Below are 17875 nucleotides of genomic sequence, written 5' to 3' on the forward strand. Positions count from 1 at the left end.
ATGGTTACTGATGCAGAATTAAGTAAAAAGCTCAAGAGCGGGATTATTGTCATAGACAAGCCGCAGGGGCCTTCAAGCCACCAGGTGACGGCATGGGTAAAGGAGATACTCGGTGGTGAGAAGACCGGCCACGGAGGAACTCTTGATCCAATGGTCTCAGGTCTGCTTGTGATAATGCTCGGGCGGACAGTAAAACTTGCCCCTATTCTGTTAAACCACAGAAAAGAGTATGTCGCACTGCTAAGGCTTCACGGGGATGCAGACAAGGAGGATATCGAAAGGGTCGTATCAGAGTTTCAGGGGAAGGTGTACCAGAGGCCGCCAAGAAAAAGTGCCGTTAAAAGGCAGCTTAGAATCAGGGAGATGTACGATATTGAGATCCTTGATATAAAAGACAGGCTTGTTCTGCTGCGGGTTGACTGTGAGGCAGGGACATATATCAGGTCATTATGTATCCATATCGGGCTTGCACTCGGCACAGGCGGGCAGATGGTGGAACTCCGGAGAACAAAATCAGGCCCGTTTACAGAGAAGGACTGCATAAGGCTTCATGACTTAAAGGATGCCGCGGTTTATGAAGAGGAGGGAAATCCTGATCTGCTGTCAGAGATGATCCTGCCGGCAGAAAGGCTTGTTGATACAATGCCAAAGGTTGTCATCCGGGATTCTGCTGTCGATGCTATATGCAGGGGTGCTGCGCTTGCGGGTGTTGGCGTTCTTCAGACAGAGAGCTACAAAAGAGGCAGCACAGTTGCTGTAATGACAGAGAAAGATGAACTTGTCTGCACTGCCAAAGCTGCAATCTCCTCTGAGGAGTATAAACCAGGAGATACGGGCATTGTTGCAAGATCAATAGCAGTCATCATGGAGCCCGGAACATATCCACGCGGATGGACCAAAAAACCAAAGGATGATATAAAATCCAAAAAAGCCAAGAATTCCAGAAAATATGGAAACGCAAAAAAATACAGAAGATAATAAAAATCAAATCAGGAAATAAAACTTATTTTTATCCGGACATCTGAAAAAAATACCCGGAAAACAAAACATTCACAAATTATTTCATAAACGAAAAGTGGATCAGATTCTCCGGACAAAAGAGATAGAATTAATAAAAACCGGGTCTAATAAGATAAGGCACAGGAAGTGTGCATGATTTCGTTACACTTTTCTGCTGAGGTAGTCTAGTCTGGAAGGGCGCAGGCCTGGAAAGCCTGTGGGGCATCCGCCCCTCGGGAGTTCAAATCTCCCCCTCAGCGTACATATCCTTGTTACGTAATCCGAAGGCAATTAATAATATTGTAACCAATAATATAATATGCCAAACGTAACTATTCAGTCAGGGGAAGAGCCTGATTTAGGACAATATAGCATTGCTATAGCTAAGGCTTTGGACAAAGCCTATTTTACGGAACAGATTACAGAAGAAGACTATAACCTGGTAAAACAGTTTATGGTTGATGTTCACCCGTTCGACACAACACAGAAGAAATACCGGGTGCAGCATAATCTATTATTCATAAGGAATTTCATAAAACCATTCCGGGAAAACACCATAGAAGACCTGAGAATCTGTGTTAACACCTTAAACAACGGATGGTCAAATGAAGGAAAGCCGATAACAACATCAGGGATCCTAAACTACATCCGGACTTTAAAGAGGTTCTATAAATGGATGATTGACAGGGAGTTCTGCAGCTTCCAGAAACAGGACTTAGACAGCCTGCCAACACCAATTATGGATGCAAGTTATCACAAGGGATTCCACCTTGCAACAGAAAAATATTATGACTATTCTGAGGTTGCATTAGAGCGGGCATTAACTGAAGGCAGATGCACAGAGGATGATGCAGACCTGTTAAGAGAATATATTTCTGAAATATCCGTAAACCTCAGTGCAAAGAGGGTTTACAAATATTATTACATTATGATAGGCTGGAGAAGGTTTGTTGGTCCTTTCAGATACAACAAGGCAACAGACCTGTTTGCAGGGGTTGAAAAACTTAAGAGAACGTCAGGTTTTGCAAAACATACTATTGCTGATTATGTGCAGTTTATCAAGCGTTTTTACAGGTGGATGGTTGAAAATGATTATTCTGATATTCCGGAAAAGAAGATTCAGAAACTGAGGATACCAAAGCCTGATAAGATGACTGTTACCGCTGAAGAGCTGATAACAGAAGATGAAGTTCTCCGGATGATAAAGACGGCGTGGTGCTCAAGGGACCGGGCGTTAATTGCTGTGTTGTGGGAGTCAGGATGCCGGATAGGTGAACTTGGAACACTGCAATGGAAGCAGGTTAAATTCACTGACTGGAATGCCTTGATTAACACTGATGAGAAGACAGGATCCCCCAGGCACATTCCAATGGTTATGGCGCGGCCATATCTTGCAGCGTGGAAACTTGATTATCCTTATGAACCATCAGGGAATAATTATGTATTTCTTAACCTGGATACATGGGAACCTGTACAATATCGCGGACTTCAGGAGAAGCTTAAAAAGATTGCAAAGAAGGCCGGAGTCACACGAAAGATTAAACCGCACCTATTCAGACATAGCCGGATAACCGATTTAATCCGGAAGGGTTACTCCGAATCTGTTGTTAAAAAAATGGCATGGGGAAATGTCAATACAGGCATGTTTGCCACATACCTTCATCTGACAGATTCGGACATAGATGCAGAAGTAGCAAGGAAAGCCGGCATTACCACCGAAGAGGAACGGGAGAAGTCACCACTTGAAGCGAGACAATGCCCCAGGTGCTTTACAGTTAACGGGCCGACTATGGATTACTGTTTGCAGTGTGGTCTTGCACTTACAGAGGAAGGATTAGCAACATCAGAACTTCTTAAAAACCAACTTGCAAAACTTTCAAAAGAACAGATTATAGAACTGCTTTCAAAAAGCAGTTAAAAACATATTTTATTTTATAACATTTCTTAAGATTTTGGGGAGGAAACTGTTTCCTCACCAAATTGAATATCAAATTCTTTGCCAAGAGTATCAGTCCACGAGATGAAATCAAATGATTCCTTCCGCTTTGCAGAAAGCCATTTTACAAAGAGGTCTTTCCATACCGGAGTCTGAAGGATGATTCTGTATATACCAGACATATAATCTGAATTTCCGGTTATTTCCTGTTTTATGTTCTCTGATGAAACATTGCTCACATACAAAACTACTGAAAAGAATTCATCTGTTAAATCATTATTTTCTAATTCATAGGGATTAACGCTTAAATTTTCGTAATCTCCTATAAAAGACAGTCTTTTTGTAACAAATTCATAGTGCTGAATCAGCCTTACAACAGTCAGGCGCAAGGCAAGAAAACAATATGATTCCCATATGTGTTTTGCAAATTTTTTGTTAGATGGTGCTGATATTCCCTGAATTTTAAAAGATTCATGCAACTTCTTCTTCTGGTCTGATGTAAGATCATCCTCCATCTTCTGAAGCTGTATTTCTGAATTTAATAACATTTCAAAATTATTTAAGAAATCCGGGAACAGTTCAGACCATGTCTTCATTGCCAGAAGGATTTTTTCAGAATCAAACTGGCAAAACATATCACCGGTTTTTCTTGATAATTCAGCATTTAATTTTTCATTAAGATATGTTAGAAGTCCGTACTTTGTTGGTCCCCAGTAATATTTTTTCTGTTTATTTTCTCCTATTGCTGTTTCTTTAATCTCAATAACATCCTGCTTTAACAATTCCTTCACATAACCATGATGCGATGAGTAATTCCTGTTTTTGGGATCCTGCTTTTCCAAGTCATAAACTGTAAGAGGTCCATTTTCAACTAAAAAATTTAATTCAAAATTTAAAGCTTCATGTCTCATTCGAGGGGCACTTTGTCTTTTTTTTTTCAATTGAACACCCACATTATAATATATCATATTATGTACGATACATTTTAAAAAACTATGTTTTCTAATGATATATCAAAGACTGATATAGTGGCTGTGCATGCACTGACTTATATAATACAGTATATCGAACCATATTAGATATACAATTAAATATCATGAAGTATAACTATAGATTATGGAAAAGTTTTTGAGAACGGTGCGGTGCTATCAAAATAGCAATAGTTTGGTAGTTACACTGCCAAAAGAGGCAGTATTGGCAAACAACATACAGCCAGGAGATAAAATAGCCGTGTTCTTGACAGAAGAAAACGAAATCCGGATGGTTCCACTAAACGGTTCAAAAGATGTAGAATTAGTTATCAGGGAGGGTAAATCGTTGCCAAACGTAACCACAGGGGTTAAAACACCCTCCCAAAGCCACCAGGACGAAAAATCACAGGAGGCATTATAATATGCGTCTGCCAGCAAAAAAATACTTGCATTCTCGCAATACTCTTAGGGTTTCACCGGAGGTAATTGAAGGGCTTGATCCAATAGATCGAAGAATCTGTGAAGTTCTCATAAGACTTGGTGAAATTGAAGTCGTTGGAATTGAAGAAGAGCATTCAAATTTTGAGCGGGGGTGTGCTCACTGAGCAACACACACACATCAAAATATGACAAACGTGATTATATTTTCCTTAAAAATATAAAAACCCTTTGTCATGTTTCGGGATTTATCAAACCGGAGGGTGCTGATAAAATGGTTTTATTTTGCAGCTTGATGCAGCATCTTGCTACAAAAATCAGGAACAAATCTGCTTTATTTGAAATTGGAACGCATTTTAACCGGATTTATTTAAAAAATGAATTTGAGAGTAAATTCATTTTTGATGTTGTTTATACGGGGTCTAGTAGATGACCTCCGGGAAAACATCAACCGGAATTGTTCCCCTGCTGTCTGACCTGAATATAGAAATTCATGCCAAAGATGGTGGAGGCTGGTCAACGGTAGTTACCCAAAAGGGGATTACCGTTGCAAAGGAAGACACAAAAACAGAACCCTGGGTTCAAAATGAAATAATAAAAAAATTGGGGAAACAGACAGCTGATAAAACAGCATACAAGTCTGGAGCAATCCAAGACGCAATATCACAGTATTTTGAAGAGTTCAAAGCATCAGACGATGGTAAAGCCCTGTTGTCGGAACCTGCCAGAAAAGTAATTGAGGCAACCGAAGCAGTTTTCAGAGAGAAATGTAACCCGCCGAAATTCAGAATATGCTTGAAATCCGGAAATGAACTTTTGTTCACAAACCGGGAACTAACAGCAATGCGACCCATGGACCTGAATGATAAGTGGTCAGCGATTGAGCGTGAGCGGCTGAAGGCAACAAGGGGCGATTTCGACAAGATAATTGATTATTGGTTTGAAATACAGCAGGATTCAGAAACCTGGGGAGCTGCTTCAGAATGGGAAGCCGTTTTACAAAAATTGTGTACTGAAATTTCACTCAAACACATTTCAGATAAAAAGGAAAGGTTATTGGATGACGGAATTTATCGCGAGGGTGAAATTCTTTGGGTTTCAAATGAAGTCATCCGCAAAGTCTTATTAGATTTTGGGAAAGATATAACCGATTCATCTTTTCAAAAATATCTGAGGGATGAGGGTATGTTATTGGGACCCTCAAAATATATCCGGGTAAATGGTTTTAGACCAAGAGCCTGGCAGTTCAGTATATCAGTTTACATTCAGCAAGGAGAAGGATTGTATCATGAGGACATTGACCAAATCCCATTTGCGGAGGGGGAAATATGAAACTCAAAATTCCTTCTGTCGCACGCGAGGAAACATTAGTCGCGAAAAAAACGACAACACAAAAACACCCTCACCACCCTCACCACCCTCGACAAACTCAAAAAATATCAGCAATGGAGTTATATTTTTTAAAAACACGGGAAAAAAACGTCGAGGGTGAAAAACAAACCACCCTCACCACCCTCACCACCAGCCCCATGGTTTTAGGGGAAATAAGAAAAGTTCTGTCTGAAAAAAAGTGTCTAATATCCCCACGCACGCGATATAAGGCAAAAATAACAATATCAGGAGGTTTTCTGTTATGGGTGCTGATGTAATCCGTTGGTTAGGTGGTCCAGGGTCTGGAAAAACTTATCAGTTGCTAAATTTCATTCGTGATGAACTGTATTCTGATTTCAGCGTAACAGACATTCAGGCAATGACCTTTTCAAAATCCCAGGCTGTTGATATGGGTCTTCGGATGCTCTCTGAAGGAATTGTTCGGGATAAAAAAACGGCAAAGCGACAATGCAGCACCATTCACAGTGTAGCATTACGGGCATGCCGGGAAGCCGGGATTATAGAATCAACAGAAGAACAGATAATTCAGCTGAATAATTCAGATAAAAATAAGAATCATCATTACAAGGATTTCGCCGAAAAAAACAACCTTAAATTCAGTTTCAAGAATCAACCCCTGACTGAAGAGGATGATACAGGACGCGATCAACAACCAGGGAATGAACTATTTCAGATATCGGGGTTTTTGACAGCAAGCCTGTTACCCCCCGGTGAATGGCGAACTGCTGCATCCCACACGTCACTAAAAACCCCGGAATATATGCTATTTTCCGGTGAAGAAAATATCCGGGCATGGCAGGAATTTAAAACAGAGAGAGAACTTTTTGAGCATGACGATTATGTAAAAGCAGCCCTTGACAGAGAACTTCCACCACCGGGACCGGTTCTCGTGGTCGATGAATATCAGGACGTGTCACCTTTGCAGGATGCGTTAATCCGTTTCTGGATAGAGCACCCTGACACAGAACGGGTATATCTGGCAGGAGACCCCGACCAGTCGATATATGGTTTCCGTGGATGTTCTCCGGAACTCTTCCGGAATATACCTGCAACTGACAAGGGTGCAGGCGGGGTTTATGGAACTCCGGTTTCCAGAAGATGCCCTATATCCATAGTTCAGCAGGCAGAAAGGATCCTTCAGCATGAACCAAACATTCAGCCAACCCCTGAACGTCAGGGTCAGGTACTCCGGGTTAACGCATATTCTTCAGAAAAATTAGCTCAATATGTGGAAGCTGCGGTTCTTCTGGCACGGAAGTGTAAACCGGAAAATCCACAAATCTATATTTTAAGCCGTTTCAGGCAGCAGGCTGATAAAATTGCATTTCGTTTATCTGAACAGGGGGTTCCATGCAGCAGCATAAAACCAGACCGGATAAACTATTGGTTAAAATTACGAGTTGGGGCCAAAAAACCCTATTCATCCGACACAATCGAACCTTATTCCCTTCTAAAAGGAATAATGAAATATCAGTCCTGTTCAGCCATAGATATAATATCTGAATCAGAGGCTGTAAGCCTTGTTAAAGCCACAATGGCAAATCCAGCAAGAAAACACATTGTAACCCGGTTTAAGAAGATAACATCAATTAGACCTCTCAGGGTAGGGGATGTGATTGATAATGCCAAACTTCCCCAGGACAACAGTTTATATGAAAAATTAAACCTCCGCCCGTGGTTAGTTAATCAAATCAGAAAAGGGGTTGAAGCAGAAAGGCAGCGTGGTTTTTCAATCAACCCCAATCAGATAAAGATTGATACAATTCACCAGTCAAAAGGTCTTGAAGCACCTGTTGTATTTTTGCACACCGGACACAGCCGGGAACGGATACAGCAGCTGATAAACCCCGAACGCATGGCAGAAGAGAGACGGGTTTACTTTGTCGGGGCAACAAGGGCATCCCATAAACTGATTTATCTGGATTACGGGCAAAAACCCGCCGTTCCAATCCTGGGAGGTGTATTATGAATTCTGAAATCCGGAATATTCTTGAAGATGTGTGTAAATTCTATGAAAGGAATCTTAACACAGACCAACTGAAATATTTAAAAACAAGATATGGTCTTAATTCAGATTTCGTTCACGGAATGCGTATAGGATACGCACCGGAATTTAGCAACAGCACATTAAGCCATCTTATGGCTGAAGGACATACCCTTTCAGACATATTTGAATCCGGGCTTGTATCCCGATATGACAACAAAGTTGTTGAGGCATTCAAAGGCCGCCTGATGTTTCCTTACCTGGATGATGATAAAAAACCCCTTTACTTCATTGGCAGGGCAACCGAACAGACCCCCCACATGCCCGATAAGCTACCACCGAAATATAAAAAACTGAAGGTAACTGAAACCGGACCCACCGAACCGATATTTGGAAGCTGGTCTATCACAGACGGTAAACCGCTTGTTATCACAGAGGGCGTAACGGATTGTCTGATTGTCCTTCAGGAAGGTTACCCTTCAATCAGCCCGGTAACAACCCGGTTCAAAAAGGAAAGAATTGAAGATGTGGCTTTGGAATGCGGCCGGGCGGGACCTGTCTATCTGATAAACGACAACGAAGAGAGCGAAGCAGGTCTGCAAGGTGCAGCCAAAACGGCAACAACTCTTCTTCAGAGCGGTATAAAAGAAGTCTTCATCTGTGAGATCCCCCGCCCTGAAGGGATTGAAAAGGTTGACCTGAACGACTTCTTACGTAACGGTGGAAACATTCAACCTTTGATTGATGAAGCCACCCCAGGAGCTGAACACCCCAGGGTAAAACAGGAATATCAAAATCAGCGGATGGCAGGAATAACCCGCCTTCGTTCAAGTCTATCAAAAACCCGGTGGCAAAAGTCGGGACGGGAAAAAAATAGCAGCGTAATTGATGCGAAAAAGCTGAAGATGTGCATGCCCAATGTATCACAGTATGCAGGAATCCCGCCGGGATGTCGTGGAGTCCATCCGGTGTATGGTTCAAGTACCGGACAAAACTTCGCGGTATCAGATGATGGTGAGACATACACATCATTTCATGGAGGGGCACAAAAGGGGCGTGGTGGAGATATTTTTAAACTGGTCGCCCTTGAACAGGGTTATCTAAACGATGAAGATATGCCACTGCGGGGAGAGGCATTCTTAAAAACCATCCGTTACTGTAAGGATAATTGGGGTTGATTCAATACCCGAATCTTTTCAGCAGGTAACACATTTTTTCAAACCGCAAAAAAAACCATCATCCGGCAATTCAGAATATTGATAATCCGGGAAATCACATCCAACATTCTTCCCTGTCGGTGCAGCTTCCCCCAGGTGAAATTTTCTCACAAGCATGAAATCAACCCAGGTTCGTTCAGACAGACCGAGACCGAGTAACGATAAGTCACAGTGGACCCCAGACCAGGTGTCAGCTGTTCTGAGAAGTTCCAGCAACAGTCCGAGAATCAAATATTCTTTTGCAGAAGAAGACCGGGCAAACATTTTTTCATTCGGAATGAAAACAATCTGATTTTTTCGCTTTGAATTCGTAATAACTAAATTATTTGAATTTAATTTAAGAGTCAGTCTCAAATCATAGCGCTCTACGAATATTTTACACTCAACCAGCCGGCTAAGTTTACTCATTTTCATAACCAATAGTAATTTTTCACACATATAACCATTACCAAAAGTGATATTTGACAATATCGTATCAGAGCCACACCAGGCCACCTAAAATCTATTTAGATATTTGAAGGATAAAACACACAGTGCAACCTGAGAAAAGGCAACAGCACGAATCTGTGGGGGTCAAAAATCACCGCCGGGTATTTATGAAATACCCATGTGAGAATTTCATTCATCGGCCGGACATTTTTCAATAATAAGCCGTTGACCATCAACAGTAACCCGGATTTTTTCACCTGGTGTGAATGGATAGGCATCATCACTTGTAATCAATGCAGGTATCGAAACGTAGTGTGTCCGTGCTGAGGACATTTTTATAACTTTACCAAAACCTTGCTTCATAATTCACTTAACAAATTGGTTAGTAAATTATATATACTAATTGCTCTAATAAGTGTATCACTTAATATAATGTTAAGTGGTGAAAAACATGGTTGATGAAAAACAAATTTCCAGTCTGGAAGCACGACTGCAAAAAATTGAGAACCGCATATTTGGATTAGTTGAAAAGTTCCGACCGGCGCATTATGAGGAATACCAAAAGCTGCATGCGAAAGGTGAATTCTTCCCGGAGATGAATGATATTTTCCTGGCTTGTGAAGGTATGACGATTGAGAGCTTGCAGGTTATGGACCGGCAAAGCCAAACCTGTATGTTTAACGAAATTTCGCTTATAAGTGAGATTGAAGAGATTACGACTTGTGCAGTCACCGTAAAAAACCCGGACGGCACACAAACAATCTATCCAGGTCGCATTGAGTTTATCAGGCACGTGGATCCAGAGGATGGTGAATATGAGCATCGCTGGTTTACAGTTGATCTTGCAAACACATTGACCCCAAAAGCACAGAAGGGGATGAACGCCAGTGACATAACATCAAAGGCTGTTAAGACAATACTCAGTGAATAAACTAAAATCTCCTAAAAAACATTCACTCTTTTCCAAATATCAAAACGTAACATCTCATTACCCCTGAAAGAAATTCGGCTCAAAAATTTTTTGTACAAGACTAATTTAATAGTCTCGTCCGTGCGAAAAAAAACCCGCTCTCTTCATTCAAACAACAACATACCTGTGAAAGAAGTTCGGCTCAAAAATTTTACTGTACATGACTAATTTAATAGTCTCGTCCGTGCGAAAAAAAATTTTGCATAAATGCCTTTAAGTATATTGTAATTTTAATAAAAATATAATAATTATTTAATAGATAACAATTTTATATGTTGTTGACCTTAATATTATTTAAAGATAACAAAATTTTATGGAGGATTGAGATGAGGAATCGTTTTCAGAGTATAATCGTGCTGCTGCTTTTGTCAGCTGCAATTGTGCCAGCTGCAAGTGCTGCATTTCAGGTTGTGCCCTGGGTTGAGCCGACACCAGAACCAACACCTGTTGAGGAAGAACCACTGCCAATTATTCCGGCGCTGATGCTTATTGGCGGAATTAGTCTAATAGGATATTTTTTTATCCTGCCAAAATATGAAGCTAATCAAAGAAAGAAGGCTTTTGAAAAGATACGGGCGGAATCTGCACGTTTAAGGGATATTTGATGGGGATTTAATTGATTCGCGAATTAATAGCCCTATTTTTTATTTTTTCGTTAACCGGGATTTCGTGCGCTGCAACTGACGAAAGAATTTTGGATGGTGACTTTTCAGATGGTTTTGATTTTTGGCAGCGTGCCCGCATGGACGGCGGTGCATTCCCTGTTATGTCAGAAGGACAGGTTTATTTTGAAACGGAAAGCTCAGGCATGAGTGGTATTTCACAGGCAAATGTCGATTTAACAGGTGTTGGAATTGTAACTTTCACATGGTCCGGTTCTGGTTCTGGCAATTTTAAAATTCTTCTGGATCTCACAGAAATTTACTCAGAAGATGTGAATTTCTGTTCTGGAAACTCACAGGTAGATGTAAGTGATTTTTCAGGGACATACACTCTATATTTCAGGCTAGTCTCTGATTCAACATCAGAAGTTTATTTGGATGATGTTTCGGCGAAAACATCCTCACTTTACAGACCGACCGCCTCGGCTACCATCGCCGTGATGAATGAAGATTCATCCGATATAATTATGTCTTATCTGGGAATTGACCAGCCTTATATAAGCGAAGCATCTACCGGCATGAATCTGTCTGCACTTGCAGGTGAGGTTTTCGGGGTGTATTCTGATTCTGGCTTAGGGCCGTTTGCTCTCCTGATTGTATTTTGTATGCCGTTTGTTGGTCTGTGGATTATGCAGCGTGATATGATTATTCCGGGCGGTATTGGGATTATGTTCTCCGGTTTCGTGCTTGTCCGATTACCTGCAGATTTCCAGGGAGTGGCGGTTATGATGATCGCCGTCTGCGTTACGGCTGTGATTTATTCGATTTATGTAAGGAGGTAAAAAATGTCATTTGATAATTTTAATTGGAAACATAATAACAGGGGTTCTTCAGACCCGGCACTTAAAGTACCCTCTGCAACCGGAGGTCAGCCATCACAGGCCGACATAAACCGGCAGAAGAAGAAGGAGTCAATCTTTGCCGCACGTAAAGAGCGTGAGGAACGAAAAAAGCGGGAAAAAGCACAGGAGACATTCATCAACCGCGCTTACAACCCAAGAACCGGTGAGCATTACGAGCTTAAGAAGCCCGAAGATAAAGACTCAGATTTCTCCGGGTTCTCTCAGTTAGCCGCACGGTCCGGAATTAAAATATCATCACAGTTTGGTCAGGCAAACCAGAAAATCAACCAGATGTCTGACGTAGATCCTGTTCTAAAAAAATTGATGACAACGACCAGTGATGTTCTCGGCGGAACCGCCCAGGTGGCCGGCTATGTCCCGGCAACAGTTGAAAAGGTATTCCAGGTTGCCGGGAAGAAAGGTGTCACCGGTGCGGCAGGAACTGTTGTGGGCGCTACACAAACCGGACTGCAACACCAGGCAAAAACAGCTGCTGAAAATCCGGTTGACACACTCTTACAGCTTGCCGTTGGCGGTGTGGTCTTCGGTGGTGCACGTGCAGCTGCAAGACCCATAACAGCACCCTTCAGATCATACGGCACTGAAGCGGGAATCATCATCAGAGCACCCAAAACAGATGCAGCTGCAATTCACGCAACATCAAACATTGGTCGCCTTACAAAAGGCGTAAACAGTAAATTCCTGAAAGACCCCGACCTGACAAAAATAAGAAATTTAGGTCCGCAATCCGGGAAAACCCTTGAAAGCATTCTTTCAAACGAGCCACATTCATTATATGGGACCGTAACAACGTACGGCCAGATGCCTAAACCGCCCCGTGTAACATCTGATTTAGACGTTTTTGTGAAAAATCCGGCTGCTTTTAATGAAAACGTGCTTTCAAAACTTGGCAAAAATTATGAAATTAAGGGTTCCGGCATCGTGAATAAGGTAGGGGCTGGAAAAAATGCTCATGCTGTGGATACCCACCCAATACCTGATGGTTATCCGGCATTTAAGCAACCAAAAATAGTTAAAACAAATATTTACACCGGAGACAAAGCGCCCAAATTGCCTTTTGACTGGATGCCTGATAAACTGCTTAAGGCTGACAAACTTACACAGGAACCCTTATACAGTCAGGCCGGCCGGAAGGCTGCCGGAGTTATGGGTGGTCCAGAAGGGAAACTTAAATGGAAATATGGTCCTGCCCCACACAGGGGGAAAGACCTTGTGGACCTCGTGGATGTAAGCCAGTACCTTGCAGAACAGAAGAGGCAGACAATAAACCCCTTTAAGAAGGTTCAGGCAGTCAGGCTACAGAAATCAATTGATACCCTGAAGGGCACCGGAATGTATAAAGATGCCCTTAAAGCATCGCAGAAGGAAATTACAGGGAAACCCGGAGAACTTACAATAAATATCAATAAAAGTCCGAGTCCTGGTAAAATCAATGTGATAAAACCTGTATTCTCACCATCACCAACAATACCCGGAAACAGGCGGCCATCGCCCACACCGTCAAAAACGAAAGGAAAAAGAGAGGAACCTTCTTCCCCTCCAACCGGTGGAGGTGGTGGAGGAAGAGATTATGATTTTGTTGGTAAAGGATCCCCAAAGGTTCGTGACCCGCTTGTAGGTTGGCACCCAATAATAACGAGTCCAAGACCTGTGAAGGACCCGGACGGTTCAAAAGTCCCTGACCCGCTTATAGGTGGAAACCCGGTAATACCTATCCCTGTGGTTCCTATCCCTGTTATTCCATCCCCGACCGGGGATGATAGTGCTGGAAGACGCGCAAGTAATGCAAAATATCCAAGGTACCATTCCGGAAAGAAGAAAAGTACGAAATCTAAAAAATCTAAACGGAGCGTTGATGATTGGTTTAGGACGAATCCTATGCCTGGTGTTATATCCGGGAAAACACCCAAAATGCCAACGTTTAAATTAAAAACCCCTGCTTTTAAATCACCATTTGTAAAAAAAACCGGGAGAAAAAAGAAGTGAACAGGATATGTATAAAATAATATTTTTTTCCACCATAATAATCAACAGTAATATTAATATGATCATGGGTGAATGTTCTATCGCGGAACGGCATTTCACCGGATGATGTTTAACCAGCCTTGCATCACCCGGACCCGCCGGATTCAGGCCGTTGTTGCCTGAACGTTTCCGCGTAGATATGATTTCTGATATTTTTCATATCTAAATATCTCGAAAAAATCAATATTCTCAAACAGCATTCTTGCAGAGAAAATTCAAACGATCATTATATCGTTCTTCCCAAAAAAACACAACACAAGGGCGTACAGAACGCCCTGTAGAAGGTTCTTAACGGCGTTTAGGGTTTTGCCATAACCAAACAAAAAACCTTCTCTCATCCTCTTTCATGAAATTTTTTGGTTAGTGGTAACTTTTGCCACCAGCCAGTGATGACCTCTTTCCAAAATGGCAAGAGGTCACAATGACCTTTTGCCAATAACTCAAAATGGCAAGATGCAACAATTGCCCCTTGCCAAAAATAGCAGAGGGACCATGTTGTTAACGTCAACAAAATGGTAATTCTATTCTTCCGGCAGGTCATTTTCAAAGAACCTGCATACAGGACACCACCACCCGATAGGAACCCTTTTCTGTTTACCATCTGACCTATCAACAAGGCGGATGTATGCCCTTCTCATATCCGGGTTTCTGCAATCAGGATTCATACACACCGGTGGTTTTAACTTCATATGATACCTAATTGTGACTTGGAGATAATTTAAACATTACTCCAATAATAACAGTATTGAAGTGTAAAACAAGGAAGGATTACGTAACATAGATTATTGTGCCCCCCCTCAGCGCTCAGATTTAAATTTAAGAACTTAAATCCGGATGTGGACATCTGTACTTTGATATACCTGATTTTTATCACAGTGTAAATCTGCGCAGGATTTAATCATAAATACGTTCATTATGGAATCAGAGACCATTAAAGGCATAATTCTGTCAGGTTATGAAAAAATCTGACATTTTTTAAAAAAAAAGGTATGGGGAGAAGCATTTAGATGTGGTCCATAAGCAACTGATGAATCAGCACTTCAGAACGTATTAACAGATCATCTGAGACCTCATCAACTCCGTACTCAATACTCATCCCAATCTCCTTACTCAGATCTGTGAACTCTTTCTGCTTATCCTCAGGAATAAGACGGATAATATCAAGAATATAAGAGTAAGCCTTTGGAAGATCTCCCATCTTCAGATTGATCATAATGAGATCTGCACAATAATATACTGCCTTCCCGGTATTATTGAGTGAGAGACTCTTCTTCATCGTCTGCTTAAGCTCAATATCCAGATATGCCCCGACATCTGCCTGGAGATCAGCAGCCTTCTGATATCTTTCGTCTTTATTCTTCCTCAGACACTTCATTATAATATCATCAAGCGGTTTAAGTTCCGGATTAAAACTCGATGGAAGAGCCGGGTCCTCAAAGATTATCTTTGTACTGATCTCAGCGACACCACTGCCGTTATAAGGCAGATGACCAGTCACCAGTTCATAGAATATAATGCCCAGCTGATAGAGATCTGTCCGGGAATCTGTATTCCCAAATTTATCTGATGATACCTGTTCCGGAGCTGCATACAACGGAGATATAGCAATCATTGTTGATGTCTTCTTATGCGATTCTACCTTGGAGAGACCCCAGTCCATAATCTTTGGCTCCCGAAGTTCGTTGATTAGAACATTGTGGGGTTTTAAATCACGGTGGACTATTCCCTTGCTGTGAGCAAACTTCAGACCCTCAGCGACATCAAAGATAATGCGGGCTGCTTCACGGGCATTGATTGGTTTTTTCATCTCCTCGATACTGCCGGAGTCAATATACTCCATCTCAAAATACGGAATCGGAAGAATGTTGATATCGTACAACTCAACGATATTTTTATGTTTAAGTTCTCCCCAGCTTTTTATCTCTTTTAAGAAACTTTTCCCGGTTTCAGGGTCCATCTCAAGAGGGAATTTAATAGCAACTTCTTTCCCGTCACTGATCCTTGTTGCCTTAAAGACCATTCCAAATCCTCCTTTTCCGAGATACTCTGAATCTGAGTATAGATACATAAGTTTTTCCGGAAATTCCCTTGGAAGAGACTCATAAAGGTGCCTTTTGGACGAACGGGTATTTTTTGACCTTGTGATTGTATTTCCGACAGGAACCGGAGGAGATCTCCGCTTCATATATACGACCACACCACCTATGAGAAGACAGAACAATATCCCTCCTCCAAAGATAAAACCAGGATTTAAACCGGAGATCGTTGGCAGGGCAATCATTTCAGGTGGCCTCTCAGTAAGGGTGAGATTGAATTCAACGGTCTCAAACGCAACCACCTGAACCTGACCGGAACTGTTCAGATAACCATCCATCTCAATATTAATGAAGTAGCTGCCCTCCGGAAGTGATTCAATAACACAGGGGGACACCCCATAATACTCATTGTCAAGATAGACATAAGCCCCTTTAGGAGTGCTGTTTATGGCAAGATCTCCGGGACCTCTGCTGAGAGTGGTTGAAAATACTGATGTCTCACCCGCTTTTGTTCTGATTACCTCAGAAGATTCCTCATAACCATCCATATTCAGCGTTATGGGATATGCACCCTCTCTGAGATCCGATAGAGTGAATGGAGTAGTTCCGGCAACCGATCCGTTTACAAACACCTCAGCCCCCTGAGGGGAAGAGTCTATAGATATAGCAGATGGTTTCGTTGACACAAAATGAAGTGCACCATCGACATATGCAACATACAGAACATCGTCACTGAAGGAAAAATCCCGGAGAGGTTTTGAATTCTTATAGACATAGATAAGATTCCCCTTACTATTGAAGAGATAAAGTATTGAATCAGATGCAGCTGCAAATTGATCACCGGAAGGCAATACATGGATATAGTTAAGAGGATATCCGTCCAGTGACCAGATACTTGTATCCACATAACTCACAAAGTCAAATGAGAATACCTGCTGATCATTATTCGCCCCAAAGAAAGAGTTATCTCTCGGTGAAAATGCATATGTGTGGATTTGAGATGCATTTTGAGGGTATCTCCAGATCTCAAGCCCGTCCTTATTCCACGCTATTGGATATTGCGTGCCCCCCACACAGACATCGCCATTCCATGAGACAGCACTTTTTGCACCCCCTACGCTCTTCGACCAGAGCAGATCTCCATCCCCGTTCAGATAACAGCATTTACATCCCGTTATCACACAGACACCACTCCCGTCTTCCGCAACCGAGACAGAATCAATCCTGGATTCAAAGGGAGAACTCCAGATTAATCCGTCTTTACCAAACAAAAACACTTTATCCGAACCGACAGCCAGATATTCACCCAATACCGAAAAAGAATGAGAGATTATATCAGACCCGATATTCTCCTCCCATACAATATCCCCTTCAGGATTTATCAGCATTATAGAACCTGAACGGGTAAGCGCGTACAATGAACCCCCATCATCAGTAAAAGAGAAATCAACAATTCTGGAATTGAGATTTTTTCTCCAGAGTAATTCCCCGACATGATTCAGAAGCATCAGATCACTGCTTACAGAACCAGCAGCAATGTAAGAACCATCATGAGATACATCAACAGATTCAAGTTGAATTCTGTCTGAGTAAGAAAATATCTCAAGAGAATTTGAATCCCCGGCTACCCCCTCAGTTGCCGCAACAGGCAATACTGATACCAAGACAATAAGAGTAACAAGCAAAAGAATGGTACATGATATATACCGTTCAATAACTGGTTTCATACGATTACTATAATTTCATATGATATATATCTGTTTATTTAATCCAATAGCTCAGGAAGAGTCTTTCCAGTCACCCACAATCATATCAGCCCAAACTCCGGTTGAAAAGTGGATTATCAACCAAAATATATTTAATTGAACTTATTTTATGAATACAGACCCATTGCATTGAGAAATATCCCACAACATAATCCCCAATAAATTTTGGGTTTGAACAGACAGAAAT

General features: G+C 41.7%; 17 protein-coding genes and 1 tRNA gene. 13 read left to right on the plus strand and 5 right to left on the minus strand.

From position 1 onward, the window contains the following. The 3 genes from L6E24_RS06315 (at nt 1) to L6E24_RS06325 (ending at nt 2917) form a co-directional block, all read left to right on the plus strand. A complete protein-coding gene (locus L6E24_RS06315) occupies nt 1–978 on the plus strand; it encodes an RNA-guided pseudouridylation complex pseudouridine synthase subunit Cbf5 (RefSeq protein ID WP_257743854.1) in 978 nt (325 codons plus the stop codon). Between the two features lie 195 nt (nt 979–1173). After that, nucleotides 1174–1259: transfer RNA gene (locus L6E24_RS06320), tRNA-Ser, on the plus strand. 59 nt (nt 1260–1318) lie between these two features. Beyond that, nucleotides 1319–2917, plus strand: coding sequence for a tyrosine-type recombinase/integrase (locus L6E24_RS06325; RefSeq protein ID WP_257743855.1), 1599 nt, complete (start codon nt 1319–1321; stop codon nt 2915–2917). Nucleotides 2918–2943: 26 nt separating this feature from the next. Here the strand turns inward: L6E24_RS06325 and L6E24_RS06330 are convergent, their stop codons facing one another. After that, nucleotides 2944–3846: a hypothetical protein gene (locus L6E24_RS06330; protein ID WP_257743856.1), complete on the minus strand. Its 903-nt coding sequence runs from the start codon at nt 3844–3846 to the stop codon at nt 2944–2946. Nucleotides 3847–4099: 253 nt separating this feature from the next. On the opposite strand from L6E24_RS06330, the gene L6E24_RS06335 reads away from it, so the two are divergent. The 6 genes from L6E24_RS06335 (at nt 4100) to L6E24_RS06360 (ending at nt 8898) form a co-directional block, all read left to right on the plus strand. Further along, on the plus strand, nt 4100–4327 hold the full coding sequence (locus L6E24_RS06335; protein ID WP_257743857.1) for an AbrB/MazE/SpoVT family DNA-binding domain-containing protein: 228 nt from the start codon (nt 4100–4102) through the stop codon (nt 4325–4327). Between the two features lie 25 nt (nt 4328–4352). Next, on the plus strand, nt 4353–4511 hold the full coding sequence (locus L6E24_RS06340; protein WP_257743858.1) for a hypothetical protein: 159 nt from the start codon (nt 4353–4355) through the stop codon (nt 4509–4511). Between the two features lie 262 nt (nt 4512–4773). Continuing rightward, a complete protein-coding gene (locus L6E24_RS06345; RefSeq protein ID WP_257743859.1) occupies nt 4774–5676 on the plus strand; it encodes a hypothetical protein in 903 nt (300 codons plus the stop codon). Beyond that, the gene (locus L6E24_RS06350; RefSeq protein ID WP_257743860.1) at nt 5673–5993 is read left to right on the plus strand and encodes a hypothetical protein; all 321 of its coding nucleotides are present in this window, start codon (nt 5673–5675) and stop codon (nt 5991–5993) included. Before L6E24_RS06345 ends, L6E24_RS06350 begins: the two co-directional genes overlap by 4 nt. Before the next feature lie 41 nt (nt 5994–6034). Further along, nucleotides 6035–7705, plus strand: coding sequence for a 3'-5' exonuclease (locus L6E24_RS06355; protein WP_257743861.1), 1671 nt, complete (start codon nt 6035–6037; stop codon nt 7703–7705). Continuing rightward, complete coding sequence (locus tag L6E24_RS06360; protein WP_257743862.1) at nt 7702–8898, plus strand: toprim domain-containing protein; 1197 nt, start codon at nt 7702–7704, stop codon at nt 8896–8898. The genes L6E24_RS06355 and L6E24_RS06360 overlap by 4 nt, the downstream gene beginning before the upstream one ends. A gap of 18 nt (nt 8899–8916) precedes the next feature. Here L6E24_RS06360 and L6E24_RS06365 read toward each other — a convergent pair whose 3' ends face one another. Further along, nucleotides 8917–9351 (minus strand): hypothetical protein, encoded by a 435-nt coding sequence (locus tag L6E24_RS06365; protein WP_257743863.1) that lies wholly within the window; start codon nt 9349–9351, stop codon nt 8917–8919. Between the two features lie 204 nt (nt 9352–9555). Then, complete coding sequence (locus tag L6E24_RS06370; RefSeq protein WP_257743864.1) at nt 9556–9729, minus strand: hypothetical protein; 174 nt, start codon at nt 9727–9729, stop codon at nt 9556–9558. Between the two features lie 88 nt (nt 9730–9817). Here L6E24_RS06370 and L6E24_RS06375 point away from each other — a divergent pair, with 88 nt between their 5' ends. The 4 genes from L6E24_RS06375 to L6E24_RS06390 all read left to right on the plus strand — a co-directional run bounded on the left by L6E24_RS06375 (nt 9818) and on the right by L6E24_RS06390 (nt 13847). Continuing rightward, nucleotides 9818–10297 carry a hypothetical protein gene (locus tag L6E24_RS06375; protein ID WP_257743865.1) on the plus strand — a complete coding sequence of 160 codons (480 nt, stop codon included), beginning with the start codon at nt 9818–9820 and terminating at the stop codon, nt 10295–10297. A gap of 365 nt (nt 10298–10662) precedes the next feature. Next, nucleotides 10663–10941 (plus strand): hypothetical protein, encoded by a 279-nt coding sequence (locus L6E24_RS06380; protein ID WP_257743866.1) that lies wholly within the window; start codon nt 10663–10665, stop codon nt 10939–10941. Nucleotides 10942–10952: 11 nt separating this feature from the next. Continuing rightward, on the plus strand, nt 10953–11780 hold the full coding sequence (locus L6E24_RS06385) for a hypothetical protein (RefSeq protein WP_257743867.1): 828 nt from the start codon (nt 10953–10955) through the stop codon (nt 11778–11780). Nucleotides 11781–11783: 3 nt separating this feature from the next. Next, nucleotides 11784–13847, plus strand: coding sequence for a hypothetical protein (locus L6E24_RS06390; RefSeq protein WP_257743868.1), 2064 nt, complete (start codon nt 11784–11786; stop codon nt 13845–13847). A 560-nt stretch (nt 13848–14407) separates the two neighbouring features. On the opposite strand, the gene L6E24_RS06395 is transcribed toward L6E24_RS06390, so the two are convergent. Then, entirely contained in the window at nt 14408–14551 is a 144-nt protein-coding gene (locus L6E24_RS06395; protein WP_257743869.1) for a hypothetical protein, read from the minus strand. Nucleotides 14552–14889: 338 nt separating this feature from the next. After that, complete coding sequence (locus L6E24_RS06400; protein WP_257743870.1) at nt 14890–17607, minus strand: protein kinase domain-containing protein; 2718 nt, start codon at nt 17605–17607, stop codon at nt 14890–14892. Nucleotides 17608–17875 lie beyond the last annotated feature (268 nt).

This window comes from Methanoplanus endosymbiosus (genome assembly GCF_024662215.1).
GTDB classification, from domain to species: domain Archaea; phylum Halobacteriota; class Methanomicrobia; order Methanomicrobiales; family Methanomicrobiaceae; genus Methanoplanus; species Methanoplanus endosymbiosus.

Bases quoted from the DNA above. Each gene is read 5' to 3' on its own strand.
- L6E24_RS06395 (WP_257743869.1), bottom strand. From the start codon at position 14,551: ATGAATCCTGATTGCAGAAACCCGGATATGAGAAGGGCATACATCCGC.
- L6E24_RS06365 (WP_257743863.1), bottom strand. From the start codon at position 9,351: ATGAAAATGAGTAAACTTAGCCGGCTGGTTGAGTGTAAAATATTCGTA.
- L6E24_RS06325 (WP_257743855.1), top strand. From the start codon at position 1,319: ATGCCAAACGTAACTATTCAGTCAGGGGAAGAGCCTGATTTAGGACAA.
- L6E24_RS06390 (WP_257743868.1), top strand. From the start codon at position 11,784: ATGTCATTTGATAATTTTAATTGGAAACATAATAACAGGGGTTCTTCA.
- L6E24_RS06380 (WP_257743866.1), top strand. From the start codon at position 10,663: ATGAGGAATCGTTTTCAGAGTATAATCGTGCTGCTGCTTTTGTCAGCT.
- L6E24_RS06330 (WP_257743856.1), bottom strand. From the start codon at position 3,846: ATGAGACATGAAGCTTTAAATTTTGAATTAAATTTTTTAGTTGAAAAT.
- L6E24_RS06360 (WP_257743862.1), top strand. From the start codon at position 7,702: ATGAATTCTGAAATCCGGAATATTCTTGAAGATGTGTGTAAATTCTAT.
- L6E24_RS06370 (WP_257743864.1), bottom strand. From the start codon at position 9,729: ATGAAGCAAGGTTTTGGTAAAGTTATAAAAATGTCCTCAGCACGGACA.
- L6E24_RS06315 (WP_257743854.1), top strand. From the start codon at position 1: ATGGTTACTGATGCAGAATTAAGTAAAAAGCTCAAGAGCGGGATTATT.
- L6E24_RS06350 (WP_257743860.1), top strand. From the start codon at position 5,673: ATGAAACTCAAAATTCCTTCTGTCGCACGCGAGGAAACATTAGTCGCG.
- L6E24_RS06345 (WP_257743859.1), top strand. From the start codon at position 4,774: ATGACCTCCGGGAAAACATCAACCGGAATTGTTCCCCTGCTGTCTGAC.
- L6E24_RS06375 (WP_257743865.1), top strand. From the start codon at position 9,818: ATGGTTGATGAAAAACAAATTTCCAGTCTGGAAGCACGACTGCAAAAA.